Below are 22,359 nucleotides of genomic sequence, written 5' to 3' on the forward strand. Positions count from 1 at the left end.
GGTCGGCTCTGAACCGGCTGTCTGCTGTACGGACATGATGCGGCTTGCGATGCGAGGGCTACTTCGGCATCTGCTCCGCCTTGATGACACTGATGACGTTGCCGGGCTTGCCGTCCTTTACCTCGAGCAGAATGAGATCGCGCCGCATGTTGATGTGCGTATCCTTGGTGAAGGTGGTTGGTCCGGCAAGCAGCGGCTCGTCGACAAAGGTCTCCAGCGCGTCGCGGACCTTGTCGGTATCGAATGTACCGGCCTTCTCGACCGCCTTCGTCCAGCCCTGGATGACGCTGTAGCCAGTCATCGCATGGGAAGTAACCGGACGTGTGTCGAACTTCTTCTTGAACTTGTCCATGAACGCAACGACTTCCGGACGGCTGTCGTTGCCGAAAACGGAACCATACGTCACGAGGTAGAAATTGCTGAGATTGGGAACGGCCTCCAGCCAATAGTCACCATCCCAGGACTCGGAGCCGAGCAGCGGCACATTGACGTCGGCCGCACGCAACTGGCGCATCGCGCTCGATCCGCCTGGTGGAAACGAGCTGAGCACCATTACATCCGGCTGCTTGGGCAATGCCTTGATGCGGGTAATCTGGCTGGCGATCTGGGGATCCTCGCCGCCGAACGTGTCCTTGCCGATAAGTCCTTCGGGTCCGGCCAACTCGGTCCAGCGGCGCGTGAAGAAGTCGGCGAAGCTGGCGTCGAAGGCGATGGTCGTGTCGAGCAGCACATAGGCTGTGCGCCATCCCTTCACATTATACGCCCATTCGGCCAGCGCCACCGCCTGTCCGGGCGCGCCGGTGGCCATGGTGAACGCGTTCGGGCCAATGCCCGATGGGCCGAACTTCGGATCGCCGGCACAGGTGGAGAAGGCAATCAGCCCCGCACCATCGGCGACTGACGCCGCCGCGCTGCCATAGTCATAGTCGCAGGTGACCACGACCATCTTCGCGCCCTTGTCGATGACGTCCTGCGCCGCCGTCGCACCATAGGCGATGTCCGACTTGGTGTCGGAATAGATGATCTTGAGCTGCCGGCCGAGTATGCCGCCCTTGGCATTTATTTCGTCCACGGCGATCTCCATCGCCTTGGCCGGGCCGTCGTCATAGGGAGCGATCGCGCCGCTCTGGGCAATCGCAGCTCCGATGATGATCGGATCCTCGGCCCGCGCGCCCGAAAGGGCGGCGGCAAGCGCCAGGGCCGCCAGGCCCGTTTTCGATAGAAGACCAGTTTTCGACAATTGACGTTGTTTCATCGCTTTTCCCTCTGGTTCCAGATTGGCGGTCGGCTTGCCGCCGCCTTCTTGTTCTTCTCATGCGTTCAGTTTGTCGCGCGCAGCCTTTCGGTCCCGGCGGTGTCGACCTGGTAGTCGATACCGTTGTCGCAGAGCGTCAGGGCGACGCCGTAGACTTCGCGCGCGGTCGCCACGCTCAGCCATTTCCGGTTGACGTCCTCCGCGACACGCTCTGGGTCGCGCCGGTCGGGCCGGCCATAGCCGCCGCCCGCGCAGGAGCGGTAGAGGATGGCCTCGCCGTCCGTAAACGCGCCGTTGTAGAAATCCGGCAACCTCTCGACCTCGGCATTTCGGCCGCGACGCCAGGTTCCGCCATTGGCACCCGGCAATCCGCCGAGCACGCCCTTGGCCGGAAATGTGCCGCCATCGCCGCAGACATAAAGCGTCATGTCGCCGGTCAGCGAACGGTAGGCGCCCTCCACGGCCGGAGCGCCGTTCCATTGGCCGAAGCCCATGCTGTCCTGGCGGATGCGCCGTTCCTCGACAAGGATAGGATAGGTCGCTTCGTCGACCTCGATCGAGTCGGTGACCATGATGCCGTTGCCGACCGAGCACTCATAGGTCAGCCAGCCGTCATGGCCGTGATTGGCAGGGCCGCCGGACAGGGCCAGCATGAGCTGGGTGATGTATTCGACGCTCGCTTCCCGGCGCCTGTCGATGCCGGAGACGACGCCCAGGGCAGCCGAGAAATTGCCGCCGCCTTCCGCCATGCCATAGGGCTCGCCCATTTCGGAGAATGCGCATTGCACCGCGTTGGCTAGGCGTTCATTGACGTTGCTGGTGGCGCAGGACGTTCCGATCGGATGGCTCGGCCGCCCGACGACGCAACCGTCGCGCAGCAGCGGGACGATCCGGCTCGAACTGCCCTCATTGTGCGGAACGCTCGCTTCCAGATTGTAGTAGACGCCTATCCGGCAAGAGGCCACCGCGCACGCCTCCGTCAGGTTGAGGCCGCCTGGGACGCAGTCGGGGTTGTCGCGCACATCCACGGTGATCAGGCCCTTTTTCGGGTCGACCGTCACCTTCGCCTTGATCGGAATGCCCTCGTCGGCGACGCCGGCGACCGGATCGTGACGGACTTCATAAATGTAGGTACCTGCCGGCAGTTTCTTGATCGCGGCAATCGCGCGCCGTTCGCCATAGTCCATCCACGCCTCGATGAAGTCGCGGACGGTGTCGATCCCATACTGCGCCACCAGTTCCTTGAGACGGCGCTCCCCGGTTCGGCAAGCCCCGACCTGCGCCCGGTAGTCGCCGTACCAGATGTTGCTGACCCGGATCTTCTGCAGGCCGATGCGGATCAGATCCTGCTTGTCCTTGAAGTTCTCCTGGATACGAACGCACGGGAAATGCACGCCCTCCTGGTAGATCGTTGCCGCGAACGGCAGATAGGTCGAGGGTTCCGGCGCGCCGATGTCGGCATGGTGTGACCGCGACAAGGTCCAGAACAGTGGTGTGCCTTCGAAGAACACCGGCACGCAAAGCGTGAGGTCGGCATGATGGGTGACACCGTAGAAGGGGCTGTTGTTGAGGAATGCGTCGCCTTCTTTCACGTCGTCAAACAGTTCGGTGATGGGCCTTGTGGTCAGCTCGAGCGCATTGACGTGGATCGGCAGCGCTTCCTCCACCGAAACCAGCCGGTGATCATAGGTGAGGATGCCACAGGACATATCACGGGCGTTCTTGATGACGCTGGAACGACTCGCTTTCATAACCGTGTTCGTCATCTCACGGATGATCGACTCGAACCGGCTCGACAGCACTGCGAGCAGCGTGGGATCGAACTTGGCCAGCTTCTTGGCTTTGCCCGATTGCGCCATCGGCAAACCCTCCGGATTGAGAACGCAGTCACGTAGCAGGACGGCTATCTCCTGGGCGAGACAGGCTTCTCGCCGGCAGTGGATACCGCTATATCAACAGACTGCGAAATGAATATGAAGTCAATATCATTTTTGACTCGATTGGATTGTCGTGACGTTCGACTCTCAAGCGTCTTTCGCCCTGGTCAGGACACGATCAAGATTCGGCTCATATCGCCTCTGGGACGCTGAAGACATCGATCAGTGTCCGGCCGCAGGCGAGTTCCCTCACCCACTGTTCTTCCATGCGGACTCTTTGCTGCGCCAGTTCGAGAAACGCCCCGGCGTCGCCCAGCGGGATGACGGCAATACCGTCATTGTCGCCAAGTATGATGTCTCCGGGCCTTACCGCGACGCCGCCGAAGACGATGTCGCCGTTGACCGTGCCATGCTCTTTCGACAGCGGGCCCTTGGCCGTGTTGCCGAGCGCGTAGACAGGAAAATCGTTCCAGCCGGCGATCGTGTCGACATCCCGGACCGCCCCGTTGACGATCAGGCCCGCGACCCGCTTGCGCCGCGCCAGGCCGCAGAGGATTTCGCCGGTATAGGCTGTCTGCAGGCAGCCGCCGGCATCGACGGTGACGACCTCGCCCTGGCCGGCAATGTCGATGGCGTGCAGCATCGCCCCGAAATCGGAACGGTCGCACCTGGCGGTGACCGCTTGTCCGACCATTCTCGTGCCCATGGCGAGCGGCCGGAGCAGCCTGATGCGCGGGTCGACCACCACATGCCCGGCGCTGATATCGGAAACGATCGTGACAGGTATTGCTGCCCAGTCCGCCAGCGCGTCCGGCGCCAGCCGCTCAAACGCGGCCCTGAAAATCCTTGTCGGCATGCTTCCTCCCTGTCGGACTGTTTCGACCAACGTCCCTGCCCCACGCTACGCGGCCACCCGAGTGAAACGCCGTCGCGAAAATCCTTCAACAGGATAGACAAGCTCCTGCCCGCTTGCCAGTTGAGCGACGATCCCGCCGGAAAATACGCCCGCGAGGTTGCCGAAGAAATGACCGGTGTTGAGGATCAATCCCTCGGGACCACTCCCGGCATCGATGACGGGCAGGCCATCCGGCGTCTGCGCGACGATACCTGCCCATTGCCTCAGGATCGGCAGGCTGGCCATCGCCTGAAAATTGCGGCTCATGATCGAGCATGCCATCGCCTGCCCGGCCACTGTCGCCCGGTCATCGTCGCTGCCGATCTCGTAGGCGCAGCCGAACTGCAGCGACCCATCGGGGAAGCTTGCGATCTGTCCGGTAAAGCCGAGTTCGGGGCGCAAGAGTTCCACCGGCTCGCGCGGCAGGCTTGTCGCATCGATGCCCGGCGGCGTGAAGAAGCGGAACAGCGACTGCCCCGAGATCACGGGCTTTATCCTGAAAGGCGCCGGCGCGGTCTCCGCCGCCTCGAAACGCGTCGGCGTGAAGGAAATGTCGAGCCCCAACGGTCCGAGCAAAAGGTTGGACCATGGCCCGGCAGCCACCACCACGACGCCGCTTTCGATTTCCGTGCCATCCGCCAGCCTGACACCCCGGCAGGTCGAATCCGTCAGGGCGATACTTTCGACCCGCGCCGGCGCAAGGATGCTGCCGCCTCCGTTCTGGAAAGCATCGGCAAGGTGGCGCACCAGAAGCCGCGTGTCCTGGTGCGCGTCGAGAGGATTCCAAACCGCTCCGGAGACCTCCGGCGAAATGTCAGGACAGAGATCTCGAAGAGCCGGCCGGTCGAGCAGGGACACCGGCAACCCCGCGGCAACCCGGTCTGCGACGAAGGCGCGCGCCACCGGCTCGAAGACGTCGTCGCGCCAGGTGATCAGCCCGCCGCTGGCGCGGAAGCCGAAATCCGGCAATTCGCCGGCAAGCGTTTCGGCGAACCGGCGTCCGGCAAGCGAAAAGTCCATGGCCAGCCCTGCCGCCTTGGTCTGCAGCCAGAGAAAGCCAGGATTGCGGCCCGACGCCCCCCAGCCGGGATGATGCGTGTCGACCAGCGCCACCGAGAGCCCGGTCTGGCGCAGATAATAGGCGCTGGCCGTGCCGGCTATTCCGGCGCCGACGACGATCGCGTCGAAACCGCGCTTCACAGCCACGGCAGTCCGCCGTCCTCGAGTTGGCCCGCCAGGCGATCGAGAAAGGCACGGCAGCGTTCGATCTCGGCAAGATCGAGATATTCGTCCGGCTTGTGGGCCTGCTCGATGGATCCCGGCCCGCATACAACCGAGACCACCCCGGCCGAATTGCTGAACAGGCCGGCCTCGGTGCCGTAGGCGACCTTGACGTGATCGTTGCGTCCGACCAGGCGCTTGATGAACGTCACCGCGGGATGATCCGCCTGCGTCGACAGGCCGACGAATTCGACAATCGGCTCGACGATGATTTCGGCCTCGGGCGCGATCGCCCGCATCCGGGGCAGGATCATGGTTTCGGCATGGCCGCGGATACGCTCGATCAGGGCGCGCGCATCGACCTCGGGCAACGAACGGATGTCAAAGCCGAATTCACAGCTGTTCGGAATGATGTTGAGTGCGGTGCCGCCGGAGATGGTCGTCACCGACAGGGTGGAATGGCTGATATCATAGACATGATCGTGCGGCCCGCCATGGGCGTGTTCGCAAGACAAGCTCTTGATGAAGGCGATCAGTTCCGCGGCATATTCAATGGCGTTGACGGCAGTCGGCGCGAGGCTGGAATGGGCGCTTTTGCCGGCGATCGTGGCCCGGTACATGCCGCCGCCCTTGTGGCCGATCACCACCTGCATGCCGGTCGGTTCGCCAACGATACAGAGCGCCGGCTTGATCGGCATGCCGGCGATGCGGTCGATCAGGCTGCGAACGCCAGTGCAGCCGAACTCTTCATCGTAGGAGATCGCGATATGGATCGGAACCTTGAGGTTGCGCCGCACCAGACCGGGAACGGCGGCGAGCACGATACCGATGAAGCCCTTCATGTCGCAGGCACCCCGGCCGTAGATGCGTCCATGCGCTCGTCGCAGCACGAACGGATCACTTGTCCAGGCCTGCCCGTCGACCGGCACCACGTCGCTGTGTCCTGAAAGGATGACGCCCGGCACATCGGCCGGACCGATCGTCGCCCACAGATTGCCCTTGGTGCGGTCGTCGTTCCAGATGATGTCGCAGGCAATCCCGTGGCGCGCGAGATATGCCTCCACATAGAACAGAAGATCGCGATTGGGATCGCGCGACACCGTCGGAAAGCCGATGAGGTCGCCGATCATGGCGATGCTGTCGTCCACGGCGCCGGCGACAATCGTCATCGCATCACCCGGCCGAAAGCCTGAAGACGGGAAGCGGCGGCAACCCGTCGCGCCGCCGCCACGCGACGGTCACGCGGTCGCCGATCCCTGCGCTTTCGGCCTCGATATTGGTCAGCAGCCTTGGCCCCTCGTCGAGATCGACGAGTGCGAGAAGGTAGGGAGGCGCCAGATCCTCGCTGACCGGCATGCGGACCGTGGTAAGCGAATAGATCGTGCCGCTTCCCTTGGCGTCCACCCATTCGAGCCCGGTCGCCTCGCAGGAAAGGCAGAACGGCCGCGGATAGAACTGATGCGACCCGCAGGCCGTGCAGCGCTGCACGGTCAGCCGCCTTTCCACGCAGGCCTGCCAGAACGGCTCGGTGGTTGGGTCGGCCGCGCCGAGATCGGAGAAGGAAAGATTGTCAGTCACGGGCGAGCACCACGGTCGAGGCTGTCGAGAAGGCAAGGCCGCCGGTGCCGTGCGCGACCGCGATTTCGGCGCCGGGAACCTGGCGGTCGCCGGCTTCGCCGCGCAACTGGCGCACCGCTTCGATCAAAAGGAGAATCCCGAGCGCACCGGGATGGCAATAGGAAAGGCCGCCGCCGGAAGTCATGCTGGGCAGGCTGCCGCCGGGCCTGAGGCGGCCTTCCGAGACGAAGGCACCCGCCTCGCCTTTCCCGCAGAAGCCGAGATCCTCCAGATAGAGCAGCACGGCGTGGGTGAAATTGTCGTAGGGCTCGAACACGTCGACATCGCCCGGTTTCACGCCGGCCATTGCGAAGGCGTCACGGCCGGAGGCCACACCCGGCGTCACCGTCAGGTCGGGGCACTGCGCGACATGCCACTGGACATGGCTCTCGCCGGCACCGAGGACGCGCACTGGCCGTTTGGCGGCATCACGCGCCCGGTCCTTGCGCGCCACCACGATGGCGCCGCCGCCGTCGGTGACCAGGCAGCAGTCGAGCTTGCGCAACGGATCGCACAGCATCGGCGACGCCATCACCTCCTCGATGGTGAGGGGATCGCGGATCCAGGCCTTCGGGTTGAGCCCGGCCCATTGCCGCGCCGCGACGGCAATCTCGGCCAGATGCTCTGGCGTGGCGCCGTACTGGTGCATGTAGCGCGCCGCGCTCAGCGCATAGTGACCGATCGGAAAATGGATGCCGTAGGGCGTCTCGAACTGCGCGGAGAGCGAACCATCCAGAGCAGCAGCAGCCTTCTTGCGGTTTCGGCGGCTGCGTTGACGCGAGGCATAGGCGATGAGCGCGACATCGCACCGGCCGGTCGCGATCGCCGTCATGGCATGGTGTACGAAAAACTCGAAAGAGGCACCGCCCATATCAGACGATTCGGCGTAGCGAGGCCGCACCCCGAGATATTCGCCAAGCTGGACGGACCCCTCCTCGCCCATATAGTTGGTGAAGAGCGCATCGACATCGCGCAGGCCCAGCCCGGCTTCTCCCAGCGCCTCCTTGGCGGCCAGCGCCACCATCGACAGCTCGCTCTGGTCCAGCACCTTTCCAAGGGGCGTCTCGGCCGCACCGACGATATAGACGGGTGAGGCGGTCAAGATGTGAGGCATGGATCATCCCAACCCTGGAGACAGGGGCTCGCCATGCGAAAGACGTAAAGCGCCATTTCAGATCCGACGTCCAAAGAGATGTCCTCCAGCCTGTTCAGCCTTCAGCCGCTGATGCACATCGCGGACGGCGCCCAAAAAATGAGGCCGCGCTGGCTCACCGCTTGCGCACGGCAGCGGAATCAGAAATCATACAACATGAATATGAAGTCAATATCAATTTTTATCGTGGCCACTCGAACGCACTGGATGGACTCTCGTGTGGTTTTGGATTTTGAAGCTCCTGAACGCTGATGTCGTCAAACAACAGGAACTTCAAATCCACCACACCGGCGCGAATAATGATAAACGGACACGCTGGTGCAACACCACCGGGCGGAGGATGATCGCATGGCAGTGAAGGCGCAACAAAAGGCCGCGCCGGCCGGCAACGGCGGCAAGGCCGAGAAGTATGCCGAGCATCTGGCCGTGGGGATGACCTCGCGGTCTTTCGCATCGAAAGGCGACAGGACCAAGTATCGATTGAAGATTGCCGCGGCGCAGGCGCTCGAGGAGATCGGCTATCAGGACGTGAAGGTCTCGGACATCTGCACCTATGCCGACGTGGCATTGGGAACCTTCTATGTCTATTACCGCGACAAGAACGAGATCGCCATCGAGGTGGTGCTGGACTTCGTCGAGCATTTGTATGATCGCGCACGCCAGGTCGGACGCGGCACCGGTGAATTCGACGCGATCTTGAACACCAACAGGTTCTTTGTGGCCGCCTATCGCGCGAATGCCGGGCTTATGCAGTGCCATCTGCAATTGCAGAGCCAGTTGCCGGAATTCCGCCAATTGTGGCGGCCACGGCACCAGACGTGGATCGAGAACCTCGCCCGGTCGATCTCGCGACGCGGCAACTACAAGGAAGACATGCCGGGATCGGCGGTCGCGGTGGCGCACGCGCTGGAGGGAATGGTCTTCCACTACCTCTATGCTGTGATTGTCAGCCGGGACTCGCTCTTCGACCAGGAAGGCCTCTCCGGCGACGAAGACCTCGCGCTCATGCTGTCGACGCTCTGGTACCGGGCGGTCTATTGCAAGGATCCGCCCGGGCGCTGATCGTTCGCCGGACGAACGCCTGTTTGTCCGGTCACGGTCAGTGGTTTGACGCCAGGTAGCGTTTGACCGCTACCGCAAGCCGTGGAAACACCTGCCTCGAGCACACCGCCGGCGCACTTCTGGTGAAGTTCGCGCGCATCGCCGTTCGGAGTTTCGCCGCCGGATCGAAGACGCTGCCCGGCACGAACGCCACCTTGGCGTCCAGTGCAAAGCCGTAGAGGGCGTCGCCATCCCTGCCGCGACTTTTACTCTTTCCGCGATCGGACTTGGAATGGAGAAATCAGACTTGGAATGGAGATTTGCCGATAAAAATGATATTGACCTCATATTCATTTTGATGTCTGCTGTCAAACATTGGACGAGACGAGGGCTGCGGGGGTGAGTGCCGGACCATTCAGTTGGTCAGGCGCCAGAGCGACCCTTGCAGGCGACAAGCGAGGTGGACGTGCGCGATCAGATTGCACCTTTTTTCTGCGAACGCGCGGTGGTCGCGACATCATCGGACAGGCTGTCGTAATGACGAAGCGTCGGCTTGAAGGACGGATCGCGGTGGTGACTGGCGGGGGTCGGGGTCTTGGCCGCTCCTATGCGCTTGCGCTGGCCAGGCACGGAGCATCCGTCATCGTCAACGATCTCGGTGCCGATCTCCACGGGCAAGGGCGCGACGTATCCCCCGCCAACGCGGTCGTCGCCGAAATCATCGCGGACGGCGGCAAGGCGATGGTGAGCGGCCACGACGTCGCGGACTGGAGCGAGGCCCAGGCGCTGATCGGAATGGCCGTCGAGACATTCGGCGGGCTCGACATCCTGGTGAACAATGCCGGCATCCTGCGCGACCGTCTGTTCGCGAACATGTCCGAAGACGAATGGGACGCCGTCATCCGTGTCCATCTCAAGGGCCATGCGGCGCCGGCGCGCCACGCCATGGAATATTGGCGCAACGAGACCAAGGCCGGCAGACAGGTCGCCGCGTCGATCGTGCACACGACCTCCCTCGCCGGGCTGGTCGGGAGTTTCGGCCAGGCAAACTATGCGTCGGCGAAGCTCGCGGTAATCGGCCTGTCGCGCACGCTTGCGCTTGAAGGCATCAAATACGGCGTGCGCTCCAACGCCGTTTCCCCTTCGGCCCGCACGCGCATCGAGACGTCGCTGCAAGCGCCGCCAGACGGCGTGTTCGACGTCTTTTCGCCCGACAATGTTTCGCCACTGATCTGCTGGCTTGCGCTGGAAGACTGTCCAGCGACCGGACAGGTTTTTCAGGCCTATGGCAATCGTATCGAGGTGATCGCGCCAAGCGCCATCGAGATCGATCTGCGCACGGATGGGCGCTGGCAGATCGAGGATGTCGAGAAGGCGTTGAACCACAGACTACCCAAGCTTCCGCAACTGGGTGATTTCGTCGAAGGACTCCCGTTATGAATTCAGGCTCCCCGGGGCACCTCAACACCAAGGCTCCGCCCATAGGCATGTCACGTGACTCCGAGGAGTTCCGTACCAGCAGCCACAGGCTGGCGCAGTTCGCACGCTCGGTCGATGACGAAAACCCGCGGCATCTGGCAGGTGAATTCGCGCCGCCCGTTTTCTCCCATGTGCCCGTCATGCAAAGCATGGTCGAGGTGCTGGACAAGCTGACCGGGGACTTCGTCCTGCATGGCGAGCACGATTTCTTCTTTCATGCGCCGATCGTGCCCGGACAGCGGCTGTTCACCGCCTCGACGCTGACGAGCGTGCGCGGCACCCGTGCCGGCACCACCTTCGTCATTCGTTCCGAAACCGTGACGCATGACGGCAAGGCGGTCTGTACCCAGTACAGCACCTGCCTTGTCCGTGGAGAACCTTCCGATGCGGTGCATGGCGAGACGCCACCTGCGCGACCGGTGATCGCAAGGACGCAAGGGGCCTCGGCGCAATACGGCCTGACGCCCGACCAGACCCGCCGCTATGCCGATGCGGCGCGTGATTATTCCGCCTACACGATCGATCCGGCCGTCGCGGCCAAGGCCGGATTTCCGGCACCGATCGTGCACGGAATGTGCACCTTGTCCTTCGCCGCCCGCGCGGTCGTCGACGACCATTGTGGCGGGCAGACGCCGAGGCTGAAGCGGCTCGGCTGCCGCTTCGCCCATCCGCTTTTTCTGACGCCCGGCCAATCAGTCGCCGTCGACCACTGGGCCGGACAGGACGGGCTTGTCGGCTTCGAAGCCTCTGACTCCGCCGGCAACATCGTGATCAAGAACGGCTACGCACAGGTGTCTTCATGAGCGGCCCGATCGCCACACAAGCAGCGCGCATGGAACTCGGCATCTCCAACATTCCGCCGCGACCATCGACCTGGATCAAGCACGAGAACGTCGCACCGGAGTGGAGCGGCGTTCCCCATCAGACGGTCATCGAGATCGTCTCCAAGGGCTGCCTTGAAGATCCCGAGCGCCCCGCGATCATCATCGATGGCGGACCGGTCATGACGCGGCGAGAATTCCTCGATCGCTGCCAACGATTTGCCGGATATCTGAAACCCCATGTCAAGGCTGGCGACCGCGTCGTCATCATGCTCGACAACCGGCTCGAATTCATGATCGCGCTGTTCGGCATTATCGCCAACCGCTGCACCATGGTGTCGATCGCACCAACCGCGATGCAATACGACGCGGGCCACATCGTGACGGACGCCGAGCCGACGGTGGCGATCGTCGGCAAGCCGCAACTGCCGATCATGGAGGCCGTGCGCGGCAATTCGCCGGCACTGCGCCACATCGTGCTGGTCGAAGGCGACGAACCGGACGGCCTTGCGGCGTATGAAAACGCGGCCGAGCCCCTGGATTTCGCCACGGTCGAATGCAAGCGCGAAGACATCATCACGGTCTACTATACATCCGGTACGACCGGCGCGCCGAAAGGCTGCATGCTGCATCACGGCTGGTGGCTACGCGTCATCGACGTCGACCTTCGACTTTTCCGGCGCGGCTGGCAGGACCGGCAACTCTGCTGCCTGCCGTTCTATTACGCGGATCCCGCGATCCAGCTTCTCACCTCGCTCGCCTCGCGCGGCACGATGGTCGCGATGCGCCGCTTTTCCGTATCGCGCTTCTGGGATGTGGTGACGACCTATGACGCCACCGAAATCCTGTCCATCGCATCCATTCCCGCGTTGCTGATGAAAGGTGAGCCCGGACCCGCCGAACTGGACCATCGCATTCGGCTCGCCATCCATGCCGGCCTGCCCAAGGAGCTGCATGCCGAAATGGTGAAGCGCTATGGCTTCCACTGGCACAACCAGTATGGCAGCACCGAGGGTGGCGTGATGAGCCGCGTGCCCAACCACATGGCCGACGAACTCATCGGCACCGGCACGATGGGCGTCGAGCCGCCGGGCGTGACTATCCGCCTCGTCGACGACGACGACAATGACGTTGCCGAAGGCGATGCCGGCGAATGCCTGATCGGTGGACCGGATCTCTATGCCGGCTATCTCAACCGGCCGGAGACCACGGCCGAGGCCAATCGCGGCGGCTGGTATCATTCGGGGGATGTGGCGCGCCGCGACGAGCGCGGTCTGCTCTACTTCGTCGGCCGCAAGAAGGAGATCATCCGCCGCTCTGGCGAGAACATCTCCGCGGCCGAACTGGAAGGCGTCCTGCGCTCCCACCCCAAGATCATAGACGCGGCGGTCGTACCCGTGCCCGACGAGCTTCGCGGCGAGGAGGTAAAGGTATACGTTCAGGTGAGACCGGGCGATGACCTGTCTCCCGAGATGATCGTCGAGTTCTGCCGGGCCAATCTGGCGGCCTTCAAGATCCCGCGCTTCATCGAGATTCGCGACACCGACTTCGAGCGAACCCCATCGATGCGCGTTCACAAACAGTCGCTGCTCAAGGAAAAGCCGGACCTGCGCGTCGGATCGTGGGACCGGGAGACCGGGAAGGTGCAGATATGACGACGCCTCCCGAACCCGGCGTCCCGCAGCCCTGCGACCTGCTGATCACCCACGGTTATATCCTGACCATGGACAAGCAGCGAACGGTCTATCCGGACGGTGCGGTCGCGATCGTGGGAAACAGGATTGTCGCGGTCGGCACGACCAACAAGATCGAAACCGAATGGACCTCCAGCCGCAAGATAGACGCGGCCGGCGGCGTGGTGCATCCGGGCTTCATCGACGGACATTATCACGCGGGCCTGCATCTCAGCCGCGGTTCGATCACCGACAATCCCAATCCACCGAGGGAGGAAGGCGGCGCCGGGACCGGCGTGTTCACACGCTGGATGAACGCCGTCGAGGACGAAGACGAATACGCCAGCGCCCTGATGGCCGCCGCCGAAATGGCGCGCAACGGCTTCACCGGCTTCGTCGATGCCGCAACCAGCTATTCGCCGGACGCCATCGTCGAGGGTGCGCGGGCCGTCGGCATCCGCTGCTCGGTTTCCGACTGCATGCTGTGGGACATCGTCGGCGGCGAGCCGATGGCGGCCGATATTCCCCGCGCGCCATGCGATGCGAAAAGAGCGCGCGAGGGACTGGGTGGCCAATTGAAGCGCAACTCGGACGAGGACGGTTTGGCGCGCGGCCACGTCGCCTTGTATGGCTGCGGCAGCGCCTCCGAGGAATTGATGCAGGAGGCGAAAGCGCTCGCCGATCGCAGCGGCGCGGTCTTTCACCAGCACCAGAATCTGATGGTGGCGGATGCCGACTACGACAAGACACGCTTCGGCAAACCGGCTCTGGTCCATTTCGCCGAAAAGGGCCTGATCGGTCCCAACAGCTTCTTCACCCATATGAACATTCTCGAGCCGAGCGAGGTCGACGCAATATCGGCGACCGGCATGGGGCTGGTCTGGCATCCCGGCAATTTCATGTATTACGGCATCTCGCAGACCGGCCGGAGCCGCTTCCCGGGCCTGCACAAGTCGGGCACCTCGATCGCCTTCGGAACCGACATCGCGAAGGCATGGGCGTTCGGCGATCTCGGCTTCATCGCCTATCTCGTCAGCCGCGAATGGGGCGAGTATCTGCCGTCGCAGTCGATCCTGGAAATGTTCACGCTTGGCGGCGCGCGCGCGCTCGGACTGCCTTCACAACTCGGCAGCATCGAGGTCGGAAAGAAGGCCGATGTCGTCGTGCGCAGCAACGATCTGCCGGACGCCCAGCCCAATGTCGACGTCGTGCGCCAGCTCGTGCTCGTTTCGCGAACCAAGGCGGTCGACACAGTCGTCTGCAACGGCGAGATGATCGTGCGTCATGGGCGGCTGGTGAAACTCGACGAAAGCGAGATCTACCGGCTGGCAAGACACTCCGCCGAGCGTGTGGCCAAGCGCGCCGGCATCGCGCAACGAACCGTCTGGCCGCTTGTCGCATGAGGCACTGAACAGTGATCCGCCGCAACCGAACCTGAAACCCAAGGCAAGATGACCCTCGTCCGATTCTCCAACGTCACGAAATCATATGGCCTGGTCAGGGCCATCGACGATGTTTCGGTCACGGTGAATTCCGGCGAGTTCACGACGATCCTCGGGCCCAGCGGTTCCGGCAAGACGACGATGCTGTCACTGATTGCGGGGATTTCGGTCCCGACGTCAGGCCGCATCGAGATCGGCGACCGCGAGATCACCTTCGTGGCTCCGGCACAGCGCAACATCGGCCTTGTGTTCCAAAGCTACGCGCTCTTCCCGCACATGACGATCTTCGACAATGTCGCGTTTCCCTTGCGCGTGCGCGGCGTGGGGGCCTCCGAACTCCGCGACCGTGTCTCTGACGCGCTGCGGCTTGTCCGGCTGACGGATTTCGGATGGCGAAAGCCGCACCAGTTGTCGGGCGGCCAGCAGCAACGGGCGGCGCTCGCCCGCGCGGTCGTGTTCCGGCCGGACATCCTGCTGCTGGACGAGCCTCTGGCCGCCCTCGACCGCAAGCTGCGCGAAGAGGTCCGATCCGAAATCCGCGACCTGCAGCGCAGCCTCGGCATCACGACCATCATGGTGACGCATGACCAGGAAGAGGCGCTGTCGATGTCGGATCGCGTCGTCCTGCTTGCCAACGGCCGGGTCGAGCAGACCGGAACGCCCAGCGAAATCTATCATCGGCCGACAACGCGTTTCACCGCCGGCTTTTTAGGCATGGCGAACTTCCTCGAAGGCAGGTTGCGGGCACACAACGAGATTGTCGGCGACGACGGCAGCCTCTTCCCGTGCGATGCGCCGGCCGGACGGGTGCGGGATCGCGTCTGCGGCATGATCCGTCCGGAAGACATTCGCGCCGACAATGACAGCGGTTTCATCAACGGTACGGTCAGGGACGTCGTCTTCCTCGGCGAGACTGTCCGTTACGACGTCGAACTCGATAATGGGCGCCGCATGAAGGCAAGCCTGGCGGGTTCGCGCGGGCCGAAGCCCGAAGGGTCCAAGGTGTGGCTCTCATGGGATCCGGCGAGCGTCTGGATATTGCCTGAAGGCACGGGAGGTGTCGCAGCGCAATAAAAGTCGCCGTGACAGAGCGGCTCGATCTCATTCCATCTCTGTCGATCCAACCGGAACAAAGGTGATGAAAATGAAAAAACTACTGGGGAACATCTCACTTGTTTGTGCCATCGCGTTGATCGCCTCGACGCAGTCCATGGCGCAAACCAGGGAACTTCACATCATGAATTCGGGCGGCGAGTATGGCGATGCGCTCGACAAATGCGTCAACGGCCCGCTTCTCAAGGACGCCAACATCAAGGTGATCACCGAGACTCCCGGCGGTTATGCAAAGATCGCCGCGCAGGCGAAATCCGGCGTCATCACCAACACGGTGACCGACGGCTCGACCGGCGACATGTACCGGCTGGCCGCCGAGGGCCTGCTCGAGCCTATCGACTGGGCGAAGCTCAATCCCGAGCCCATGTTCGACGAAGCGAAGAATGCCAACGGCTTCGGGGCCAGCTACTATTCCACGATCATGGCCTGGCGCAAGGACGCCAAGGCACCGCAGAACTTCGTCGACTTCTTCGACACGGAAAAATTCCCCGGCAAGCGGGCGCTGCCGGACTATCCCGAATTCGTTCTTGCCTTTGCGGCCATGGGCGATGGCATGACGCCCGAGGAGGTGCAAAAGGGTGTCGACCTCGATCGCGCCTTCAAGACCCTGGAGCGGATCAAGAAGGATACGATCTGGTGGCAGTCGGGCGCACAGCCAGCCCAGTTGCTGAAGGACAACGAGGTCCAGTACGCAATCGCATGGTCGGGCCGCGTGCTCGGTCAGGAAGGCGTGGAGGCGACCTACAATCAGGGCATGCTCGACATCTCGTGGTGGATGGTGGCCAAGGGCATCTCGGACGAACAGCGCGACATGCTCTACGCCTGGATGAAGGTGCAGAGCAACGCCGAGGTACAGAAGTGCATACTCGACTTCTTGCCCTATCCCGGTCCAAGCCCGCAGCTCGAGAAGATCGTGACACCTGAAGTGCTCAAGACCTTCCCGACATCTGCCGAGAACAAGAAGGTCCAGTGGCTGATCAATGGCCAATGGTGGTTCGACCACGCCGCCGAGGTCGAGAAACGCTGGAACGAGTTCAAGTTGGCGCAGTGACGAAGACCGCCGCGAAGTCATCCATGTCCGATGCTTCCATCGCCCTCGAGGACGCGACGACCCGAAAGGTCGCCGCGCCCTTGCGCTCGTCTTTCCGCTCGAAACTCGATCTCTTCGTGCTCCTGGCACCGATGGCGCTGCTCATCCTGGCGGTCTTCGATCTTCCGTTGCTGAACACCGCCTACTGGAGCATCGACGATTCGAAGACCGGCACGCTGACCACCCAGTTCTATCGTGATTTCGCGCAGTCGAACGTCTATTCCCACGTCATCTGGCGCACGCTCGTCGTGGCGCTGGAGGTGACGATCGTCACGGTACTGCTCGGCTATCCCCTCGCCTATTGGACAACCAGGCTGCGGCCTCGCCTGCGCATGCTTGTGCTCGGCACCGTCGTCATGACCTTCTGGGTCTCGATCCTGGTGCGCACCTATGCCTGGATCGTGATCCTCGGCAATGGAGGGCTCGTCAACAAGACGTTGCTCAGCCTCGGGCTGACCACCCGCCCCGTCGAATTCCTCTACAATGAGATCGGCATCCTGATCGGCATGGCGAACGTGCTGCTGCCTTTCCTCGTCCTGCCGCTCTATGCGGCGATGATCAAGGTCGACGGGCGGCTCATGCAGGTGGCCGAAACGCTCGGTGCCAGCCGCACGCGGATCTTCTGGCAGATTTTCTTCCCGCAGACGCTTCAGGCGCTTGCCGCTTCCGCCATTCTCATCTTCATTCTCAGCCTCGGCTTCTACATCACGCCGGCCGTTCTCGGCGGCGGTCGTTTTCCATTGATCTCCAACATGATGGACCTGCTCATCAATCGCTTCGCGCAATGGGAAATCGCGGCGGTGATCTCGGTGGTGCTGATGACGATCACGCTTTCGCTCTATGCCGTCTACCAATGGCTTCGCGAGCGAGGTCAGGCATGAAGCGTACTTCCTTCTCCGATCTCTGGCTTGGCGTTGTCGGATCGGCCGTCCTGATGTTCCTTTGCCTGCCTGTGCTGATCGTTGCGCCGATGTCCTTTTCGGACGCGAAATCGCTGGAGTTTCCGCCGGCGGCGCTGTCGCTGCGCTGGTATGAGAGCCTGTTCGGCAATCCGGTCTGGATCGAGGCGGGTACGAATTCGCTCGTTCTCGCCACGCTTTCCAGCAGCATAGCGCTCGTCTGTGGAACGCTCGCTGCCTATGTCCTGGTACGCGGCGATTTCCGGGGCAAGCGCCTTCTCGAAGCGAACTTCATGGCGCCGATGATCCTGCCCTCCATCATCACGGCGGTCTCGCTCTACATCTTCTTCGCGCGGATCGGCCTGCTCGGCACGTTCTTCGGCCTCGTGCTCGGCCATACGATCCTGGCGGTGCCTTACGTCATTCTGATCATGCAGGCGGCGTTCAGGAGCTTCGATGTCCGCATCGAGCAGGTGGCGGCAACGCTCGGCGCCTCGCAGCTTCAGATCCTGACGCGGGTCGTGCTGCCGAACATGGCGCCTTCGGCGGCGGCGGCGTGGATATTCTCCTTCGTCATGAGCTTCGACGAGGTGGTGGTGACGCTGTTCATCGCGGGAACCCACATGACCATCCCGAAACGAATGTTCAACGAGTTGGTCATACAGATCAATCCAACGATTACGGCCGTTGCGACGCTGCTGATTGCCTTCAATATTCTGGCGCTGGCAGCGCTCTTGCTGCTCACCCGCCGCAACAGGGCCTTGCGGGAAGGCATGACATGATCGTGGCCGGCGATATTCTGGAAGAATGGGATTTCGTTGTCGAGGCCGGCAAGGTCCGCGAGTTCGCGCGCGCGGTACAGGATGTCCATTCGGAGAATGCCGACATTGCCCCGCCGACCTTTCCCGTGGTCGCCTCGGCGGATTTCGTGGAGAGACTGATCACCAGCATGCTCGGCCTCGATCGCTCGCGAACGGTCCACGGCGAACAGGATTACGAGTATTTCGAGCCGATGAGATCCGGCGACCGGCTTCGCTGTCGTGCTCGCATGATGAGCGACGAGACCAAGACGGGACGCCGCGGCGGGTCGATGCGGGTGATAACGACCAAGGTCGAATTCATGTCCGCGGCAACCGGCAATCTGGTTTGTCGTGAGACTATGACAACGATCGAAAAAGCGGCGATCGAAAAGGCAGGAGAGCAGGCGTGACGCTCCGGCCGCGCGAACCCGTCGTCTACGGCCCGCTGACGCGCAGCGACCTTGTTCGCTATGCGGGCGCGTCGGGTGATTTCAATCCACTGCACCACGACCATGAGTTCGCGGCAAAAGCCGGACTGCCAGACGTCATGGCGCACGGCATGCTGTCCGCCGGATTGTTGGCCTCCGCGCTGACGAAGTGGTTCGGGCCTGGCAGTGTCCGCCGCTATACGGTTCGCTTCCGCAGCCCCGTGTGGCCGGGCGACGTGTTGACTGCTCATTGCAGATCCATCGATGTCCTGGCGGGAGGGAGCGGTGGGCAGACAGCGGATCTGGTTATCGAGTTGCAACGAGGCAATGGCGACATCGTTCTTTCGGGAACGGCACGCGTGCTGACCGGGAACATTGTTGGCGATGCGCCTCGGGCATGTTCAGAGCAGGCGCGCACGGCGCGCGAGAAAAATCAGAAAGGTACATGATGACCGTCAGCGCCATATCCGTGCGGCCCGCACAGGCCGAAGATCGCGCGGCCTTCCTGAACATGTGGCGTGACTTCGTCTCGCTCGCGCCGGGCGAGCCCGGCAATCATGCCATGGGCGAGCGCAACTGGGGCCGGATCATGGACCCCGCCTCAGGCCTTCGCTGCATTGTCGCAGTGGACGCACAAGACGTACCCACAGGCTTCACGCTTTTCCTCGCCTTCCCCTTCACCTGGAGCAATGGCGACGCCTGCTACCTGCAGGACATCTATGTGGTCGCCGAGAACCGCGGCCAGGGCATAGCCCAGGCGATGATCGCCCACCTTCGTCAGCTCGGGCTGGATGCCGGCTGGTTCAAGATCTTCTGGATGACCCAGTCGGACAACCATGCGGCCCAGCGCCTCTACGACAAGGTGGCCAAGCGCATGGATTACCTGCGCTATGATCTGAATGTGTGCGATCCGTGAGCGCTGCGAGGCACAGCTGACTAGGGGTCGGATCCGCTATTGAAAGCAGGCGCCGGAATGGCGAGAATGAGCATCAAGAGATCGAACAGGGCGACCCAGACCTAACAGAACCAAACCGAAGAAATCGATGAACATCTGGCAGAATCAGGATCTCTTCTCCGCGAGGCTTCGCGAAGCCTGTGCACGCCATAAATCGATCTCGAAGGTCTGCCGCGATCTTGGAATAAACCGCCAGCAATTCAACAAATACCTGTCGGGGTCCTCGTTTCCCTCGGCAAACAATCTCGTCCGCATCTGCGGCTATCTGGATATCGACGGCTACGGCAGCGGCTTGGCGACATCGTCGAGGCGTCAAGCGCCGGGCGGTCACGGCATCTCGGGTCAATTGCTGCTGGGATCTTTCCTGGAGCGGATAAACGAAGCCAATCCCGATGCGCGCCGCAGGATCGAGCGTTATGTGGGCTACTACCATTCCTATTATCTGTCGCCTGCCCATCCGGGGCAGATTCTCAAATCCATTTCGCGCATCCATGAGAAGCACGGGCTCTTCTTCGACAAGACACTGGAGCGGATAGTCGACAGAAACGACCCTTACAAAAAACTGCGGTCCCTGCACAAATACAATGGCGATGTATTGCATACGAATGATCGCCTCTATGTGCTGCACCAGACTATCGGCATCCATCAAACCCTGTCGATGGTGGCATTCTATCCATCCTATTCTCCGACCCCGCGGATTCTGTCCGGTGTCTTCGTCTCGGTATCAAGCGGGCCTGGACGCCAGCCTTTCGCGTCGCGTGTCGTCTATGAATATTGCGGCATCGCTCCTGATTTGCGCAGGATGATCTCGGCTTGCGGGCTTTACCCGGTTGGCAGCGGCGAGATCAGCGACGAGATCGCCAAACGGCTGGACAACCATGTCGATGCGCACGACACCGTGCTGCGCGCCATGGAATACTAATCGCCTATTCCAGTCTTCCCGCGACCCTTCGCTTGTTTGAGCGAGTGTGAGCGAGCGAATTGCGCCGACTAGCGAAATTGTGCGGCGCACACGCATTCGATACCGTCCGATCAGCAACTGACCTCGACTGGAAGGGTATCACTCACCATGACCGCGCGACCGCGCATCGCCATCGCCGGATTGCAGCACGAAACCAACACGTTCGCACCATTCGGCGCGTCTTACGGCGACTTCGTTCGTGCCGATGGCTGGCCCGAAATGACGACCGGTGATGCCATTCTCGATGTCTTCTCGCCGCTGGCCATCCCGATTGGCGGCTTCATCCGCGCCGCGCGCGATACGTGTGACTTCCTGCCGCTTGTCTGGGCCTCCGCCGAGCCCTGCGGCTTCGTCACCGACGACGCGTTCGACCGCATATCGACGATGATCTGCGAGGGCATTGCGCGAGCCGGCAGCCTGGACGCCGTTTATCTCGACCTCCATGGCGCGATGGTCGTCGAATCCCATGAGGATGGTGAAGGCGAGCTCTTGCGCCGCATCCGGGCCATTACCGGGCCCGATCTTCCGATCGTCGCAAGCCTCGACCTGCACGCCAATGTCACCGCCGCGATGGTCGAACTGTCGGACGCGATCGCGCTGTACCGGACCTATCCGCATATCGACATGGTGGAAACCGGCCAGCGCACCTATGCGCTCCTGCGGCAGCGGATCCAGCACGGCAAACCGTTTCTCAAGGCATTTCGCAAAGCGCCTTTTCTTGTGCCGCTCGCGGCACAATGCACTGATCTTGAACCTTGCCGGGGCCTTTACGCCGGCCTGCCGGACGCGCCGGCCGGTGGCGTCCTGAATGTCGACCTCGCCATGGGCTTTCCGCCGGCCGACATTGCCGAATGTGGGCCGGCGATCGTTGCCTACGGAACCGGTGAGGCCGCGGTGACGGCCGCCGCCGACGAGCATTTCGGTCGGCTGCTTGCGGCCGAGCCCGTGTTCGAAGCCCCCATGCTCAGCCCCGCGGCGGCAGCCGGCTACGCGGCCGTGCATGGCCGCAAGGGCACGCCGATCGTGCTCGCCGACGTTCAGGACAATCCAGGGGCCGGCGGCACATCCGATACTGTGGGATTGTTGCGCGCCATGGTCGACGCCGGCTTACGTGACAGCGCGCTCGGGCTGTTGTGGGACCCCGAAGCGGCACAAGCGGCGCACGATGCCGGCGTCGGAGCCGAGATCGATCTCGTGATTGGCGGCCGCTTCGGCTACGATCCGGAACCCTTCGCCGCAACGGTGCGTGTCGAAGCGCTTTCCAACGGAACCTTCACTTGTCACGGCGCCATCCTTGGCGGCGTCACCGTGTCGCTCGGGCTCATGGCGCGCCTGCGCATCCTTGACGAAAAGTCGAATGTCCAGGTCGCGGTCTGCAGCGTCCGCTACCAATGCCTCGATCAGGGCCTGTTGCGCGCCGTCGGCATCGAGCCAACCGAACAGGCTGTCATCGCGGTCAAGAGCACCATCCATTTCCGCGCCGATTTCGAACCGATCGCCCAGGAAATTATCATGGTCGAGGCTCCTGGAGCGAATTTCTGCCGGAACGATCAGGTCGTCTACAAGAACCTGCGTCCCGGGGTGCGGCTCAGCCAAGGGGGTTGAGCCAAGCCATCCGCCATCAACGAAGAATGGGAGA

The 22,359-nt window shown here is 62.6% G+C and carries 21 protein-coding genes; 14 read left to right on the forward strand and 7 right to left on the reverse strand.

Annotated elements, in window-relative coordinates:
• Positions 1-58: 58 nt before the first annotated feature.
• From AC1VON_RS29080 to AC1VON_RS29110, 7 genes are all read right to left on the reverse strand, one after another.
• Entirely contained in the window at positions 59-1,255 is a 1,197-nt protein-coding gene (locus AC1VON_RS29080; protein WP_483125742.1) for an ABC transporter substrate-binding protein, read from the reverse strand.
• A gap of 65 nt (positions 1,256-1,320) precedes the next feature.
• A complete protein-coding gene (locus tag AC1VON_RS29085) occupies positions 1,321-3,114 on the reverse strand; it encodes a hydantoinase B/oxoprolinase family protein (RefSeq protein ID WP_483125743.1) in 1,794 nt (597 codons plus the stop codon).
• 208 nt (positions 3,115-3,322) lie between these two features.
• Positions 3,323-3,988, reverse strand: a complete 666-nt coding sequence (locus AC1VON_RS29090) for an RraA family protein (RefSeq protein ID WP_483125744.1) — start codon at positions 3,986-3,988, stop codon at positions 3,323-3,325.
• Between the two features lie 45 nt (positions 3,989-4,033).
• A complete protein-coding gene (locus AC1VON_RS29095) occupies positions 4,034-5,233 on the reverse strand; it encodes an NAD(P)/FAD-dependent oxidoreductase (RefSeq protein WP_483125745.1) in 1,200 nt (399 codons plus the stop codon).
• Positions 5,224-6,417, reverse strand: coding sequence for an acetylornithine deacetylase (argE, locus tag AC1VON_RS29100; protein ID WP_483125746.1), 1,194 nt, complete (start codon positions 6,415-6,417; stop codon positions 5,224-5,226). The genes AC1VON_RS29095 and argE overlap by 10 nt, the downstream gene beginning before the upstream one ends.
• A 4-nt stretch (positions 6,418-6,421) precedes the next feature.
• Positions 6,422-6,826 (reverse strand): Zn-ribbon domain-containing OB-fold protein, encoded by a 405-nt coding sequence (locus AC1VON_RS29105; protein WP_483125747.1) that lies wholly within the window; start codon positions 6,824-6,826, stop codon positions 6,422-6,424.
• Positions 6,819-7,979 (reverse strand): acetyl-CoA acetyltransferase, encoded by a 1,161-nt coding sequence (locus tag AC1VON_RS29110; RefSeq protein WP_483125748.1) that lies wholly within the window; start codon positions 7,977-7,979, stop codon positions 6,819-6,821. Before AC1VON_RS29110 ends, AC1VON_RS29105 begins: the two co-directional genes overlap by 8 nt.
• A 387-nt stretch (positions 7,980-8,366) precedes the next feature.
• Between AC1VON_RS29110 and AC1VON_RS29115 the strand changes: the two genes are divergently transcribed.
• From AC1VON_RS29115 to AC1VON_RS29180, 14 genes are all read left to right on the forward strand, one after another.
• Positions 8,367-9,080, forward strand: a complete 714-nt coding sequence (locus AC1VON_RS29115; protein ID WP_172349198.1) for a TetR/AcrR family transcriptional regulator — start codon at positions 8,367-8,369, stop codon at positions 9,078-9,080.
• A 516-nt stretch (positions 9,081-9,596) separates the two neighbouring features.
• A complete protein-coding gene (locus AC1VON_RS29120; RefSeq protein ID WP_172349197.1) occupies positions 9,597-10,499 on the forward strand; it encodes an SDR family NAD(P)-dependent oxidoreductase in 903 nt (300 codons plus the stop codon).
• Between the two features lie 47 nt (positions 10,500-10,546).
• Entirely contained in the window at positions 10,547-11,341 is a 795-nt protein-coding gene (locus tag AC1VON_RS29125; RefSeq protein ID WP_483125749.1) for a MaoC/PaaZ C-terminal domain-containing protein, read from the forward strand.
• On the forward strand, positions 11,338-13,014 hold the full coding sequence (locus AC1VON_RS29130) for a class I adenylate-forming enzyme family protein (RefSeq protein WP_483125750.1): 1,677 nt from the start codon (positions 11,338-11,340) through the stop codon (positions 13,012-13,014). The genes AC1VON_RS29125 and AC1VON_RS29130 overlap by 4 nt, the downstream gene beginning before the upstream one ends.
• Positions 13,011-14,435, forward strand: a complete 1,425-nt coding sequence (locus AC1VON_RS29135) for an amidohydrolase family protein (RefSeq protein WP_483125751.1) — start codon at positions 13,011-13,013, stop codon at positions 14,433-14,435. The genes AC1VON_RS29130 and AC1VON_RS29135 overlap by 4 nt, the downstream gene beginning before the upstream one ends.
• Before the next feature lie 48 nt (positions 14,436-14,483).
• On the forward strand, positions 14,484-15,548 hold the full coding sequence (locus tag AC1VON_RS29140; RefSeq protein ID WP_172349193.1) for an ABC transporter ATP-binding protein: 1,065 nt from the start codon (positions 14,484-14,486) through the stop codon (positions 15,546-15,548).
• Between the two features lie 70 nt (positions 15,549-15,618).
• Positions 15,619-16,638, forward strand: coding sequence for an extracellular solute-binding protein (locus tag AC1VON_RS29145; RefSeq protein WP_483125752.1), 1,020 nt, complete (start codon positions 15,619-15,621; stop codon positions 16,636-16,638).
• A gap of 23 nt (positions 16,639-16,661) precedes the next feature.
• On the forward strand, positions 16,662-17,558 hold the full coding sequence (locus AC1VON_RS29150; RefSeq protein WP_483125753.1) for an ABC transporter permease: 897 nt from the start codon (positions 16,662-16,664) through the stop codon (positions 17,556-17,558).
• Positions 17,555-18,358, forward strand: a complete 804-nt coding sequence (locus AC1VON_RS29155) for an ABC transporter permease (protein ID WP_172349190.1) — start codon at positions 17,555-17,557, stop codon at positions 18,356-18,358. Before AC1VON_RS29150 ends, AC1VON_RS29155 begins: the two co-directional genes overlap by 4 nt.
• Entirely contained in the window at positions 18,355-18,786 is a 432-nt protein-coding gene (locus tag AC1VON_RS29160; RefSeq protein WP_483125754.1) for an FAS1-like dehydratase domain-containing protein, read from the forward strand. Before AC1VON_RS29155 ends, AC1VON_RS29160 begins: the two co-directional genes overlap by 4 nt.
• Complete coding sequence (locus tag AC1VON_RS29165; protein WP_483125755.1) at positions 18,783-19,253, forward strand: MaoC/PaaZ C-terminal domain-containing protein; 471 nt, start codon at positions 18,783-18,785, stop codon at positions 19,251-19,253. The genes AC1VON_RS29160 and AC1VON_RS29165 overlap by 4 nt, the downstream gene beginning before the upstream one ends.
• Positions 19,250-19,720: a GNAT family N-acetyltransferase gene (locus AC1VON_RS29170; RefSeq protein ID WP_483125756.1), complete on the forward strand. Its 471-nt coding sequence runs from the start codon at positions 19,250-19,252 to the stop codon at positions 19,718-19,720. Before AC1VON_RS29165 ends, AC1VON_RS29170 begins: the two co-directional genes overlap by 4 nt.
• Positions 19,721-19,847: 127 nt before the next feature.
• Positions 19,848-20,681: a helix-turn-helix domain-containing protein gene (locus AC1VON_RS29175; protein WP_172349186.1), complete on the forward strand. Its 834-nt coding sequence runs from the start codon at positions 19,848-19,850 to the stop codon at positions 20,679-20,681.
• A gap of 147 nt (positions 20,682-20,828) precedes the next feature.
• Complete coding sequence (locus AC1VON_RS29180) at positions 20,829-22,325, forward strand: M81 family metallopeptidase (RefSeq protein WP_483125757.1); 1,497 nt, start codon at positions 20,829-20,831, stop codon at positions 22,323-22,325.
• Positions 22,326-22,359: the final 34 nt, after the last annotated feature.

This window comes from Mesorhizobium sp. HAY1-8B (genome assembly GCF_056868045.1).

What these genes read in the sequence shown, in the direction of transcription:
- argE (WP_483125746.1), bottom strand. Translation starts at nt 6,417, where the DNA reads ATGACGATTGTCGCCGGCGCCGTGGACGACAGCATCGCCATGATCGGC.
- AC1VON_RS29135 (WP_483125751.1), top strand. Translation starts at nt 13,011, where the DNA reads ATGACGACGCCTCCCGAACCCGGCGTCCCGCAGCCCTGCGACCTGCTG.
- AC1VON_RS29080 (WP_483125742.1), bottom strand. Translation starts at nt 1,255, where the DNA reads ATGAAACAACGTCAATTGTCGAAAACTGGTCTTCTATCGAAAACGGGC.
- AC1VON_RS29170 (WP_483125756.1), top strand. Translation starts at nt 19,250, where the DNA reads ATGATGACCGTCAGCGCCATATCCGTGCGGCCCGCACAGGCCGAAGAT.
- AC1VON_RS29110 (WP_483125748.1), bottom strand. Translation starts at nt 7,979, where the DNA reads ATGCCTCACATCTTGACCGCCTCACCCGTCTATATCGTCGGTGCGGCC.
- AC1VON_RS29150 (WP_483125753.1), top strand. Translation starts at nt 16,662, where the DNA reads ATGTCCGATGCTTCCATCGCCCTCGAGGACGCGACGACCCGAAAGGTC.
- AC1VON_RS29140 (WP_172349193.1), top strand. Translation starts at nt 14,484, where the DNA reads ATGACCCTCGTCCGATTCTCCAACGTCACGAAATCATATGGCCTGGTC.
- AC1VON_RS29120 (WP_172349197.1), top strand. Translation starts at nt 9,597, where the DNA reads ATGACGAAGCGTCGGCTTGAAGGACGGATCGCGGTGGTGACTGGCGGG.
- AC1VON_RS29125 (WP_483125749.1), top strand. Translation starts at nt 10,547, where the DNA reads ATGTCACGTGACTCCGAGGAGTTCCGTACCAGCAGCCACAGGCTGGCG.
- AC1VON_RS29180 (WP_483125757.1), top strand. Translation starts at nt 20,829, where the DNA reads ATGACCGCGCGACCGCGCATCGCCATCGCCGGATTGCAGCACGAAACC.
- AC1VON_RS29175 (WP_172349186.1), top strand. Translation starts at nt 19,848, where the DNA reads ATGAACATCTGGCAGAATCAGGATCTCTTCTCCGCGAGGCTTCGCGAA.
- AC1VON_RS29085 (WP_483125743.1), bottom strand. Translation starts at nt 3,114, where the DNA reads ATGGCGCAATCGGGCAAAGCCAAGAAGCTGGCCAAGTTCGATCCCACG.
- AC1VON_RS29130 (WP_483125750.1), top strand. Translation starts at nt 11,338, where the DNA reads ATGAGCGGCCCGATCGCCACACAAGCAGCGCGCATGGAACTCGGCATC.
- AC1VON_RS29145 (WP_483125752.1), top strand. Translation starts at nt 15,619, where the DNA reads ATGAAAAAACTACTGGGGAACATCTCACTTGTTTGTGCCATCGCGTTG.
- AC1VON_RS29090 (WP_483125744.1), bottom strand. Translation starts at nt 3,988, where the DNA reads ATGCCGACAAGGATTTTCAGGGCCGCGTTTGAGCGGCTGGCGCCGGAC.
- AC1VON_RS29160 (WP_483125754.1), top strand. Translation starts at nt 18,355, where the DNA reads ATGATCGTGGCCGGCGATATTCTGGAAGAATGGGATTTCGTTGTCGAG.
- AC1VON_RS29115 (WP_172349198.1), top strand. Translation starts at nt 8,367, where the DNA reads ATGGCAGTGAAGGCGCAACAAAAGGCCGCGCCGGCCGGCAACGGCGGC.
- AC1VON_RS29155 (WP_172349190.1), top strand. Translation starts at nt 17,555, where the DNA reads ATGAAGCGTACTTCCTTCTCCGATCTCTGGCTTGGCGTTGTCGGATCG.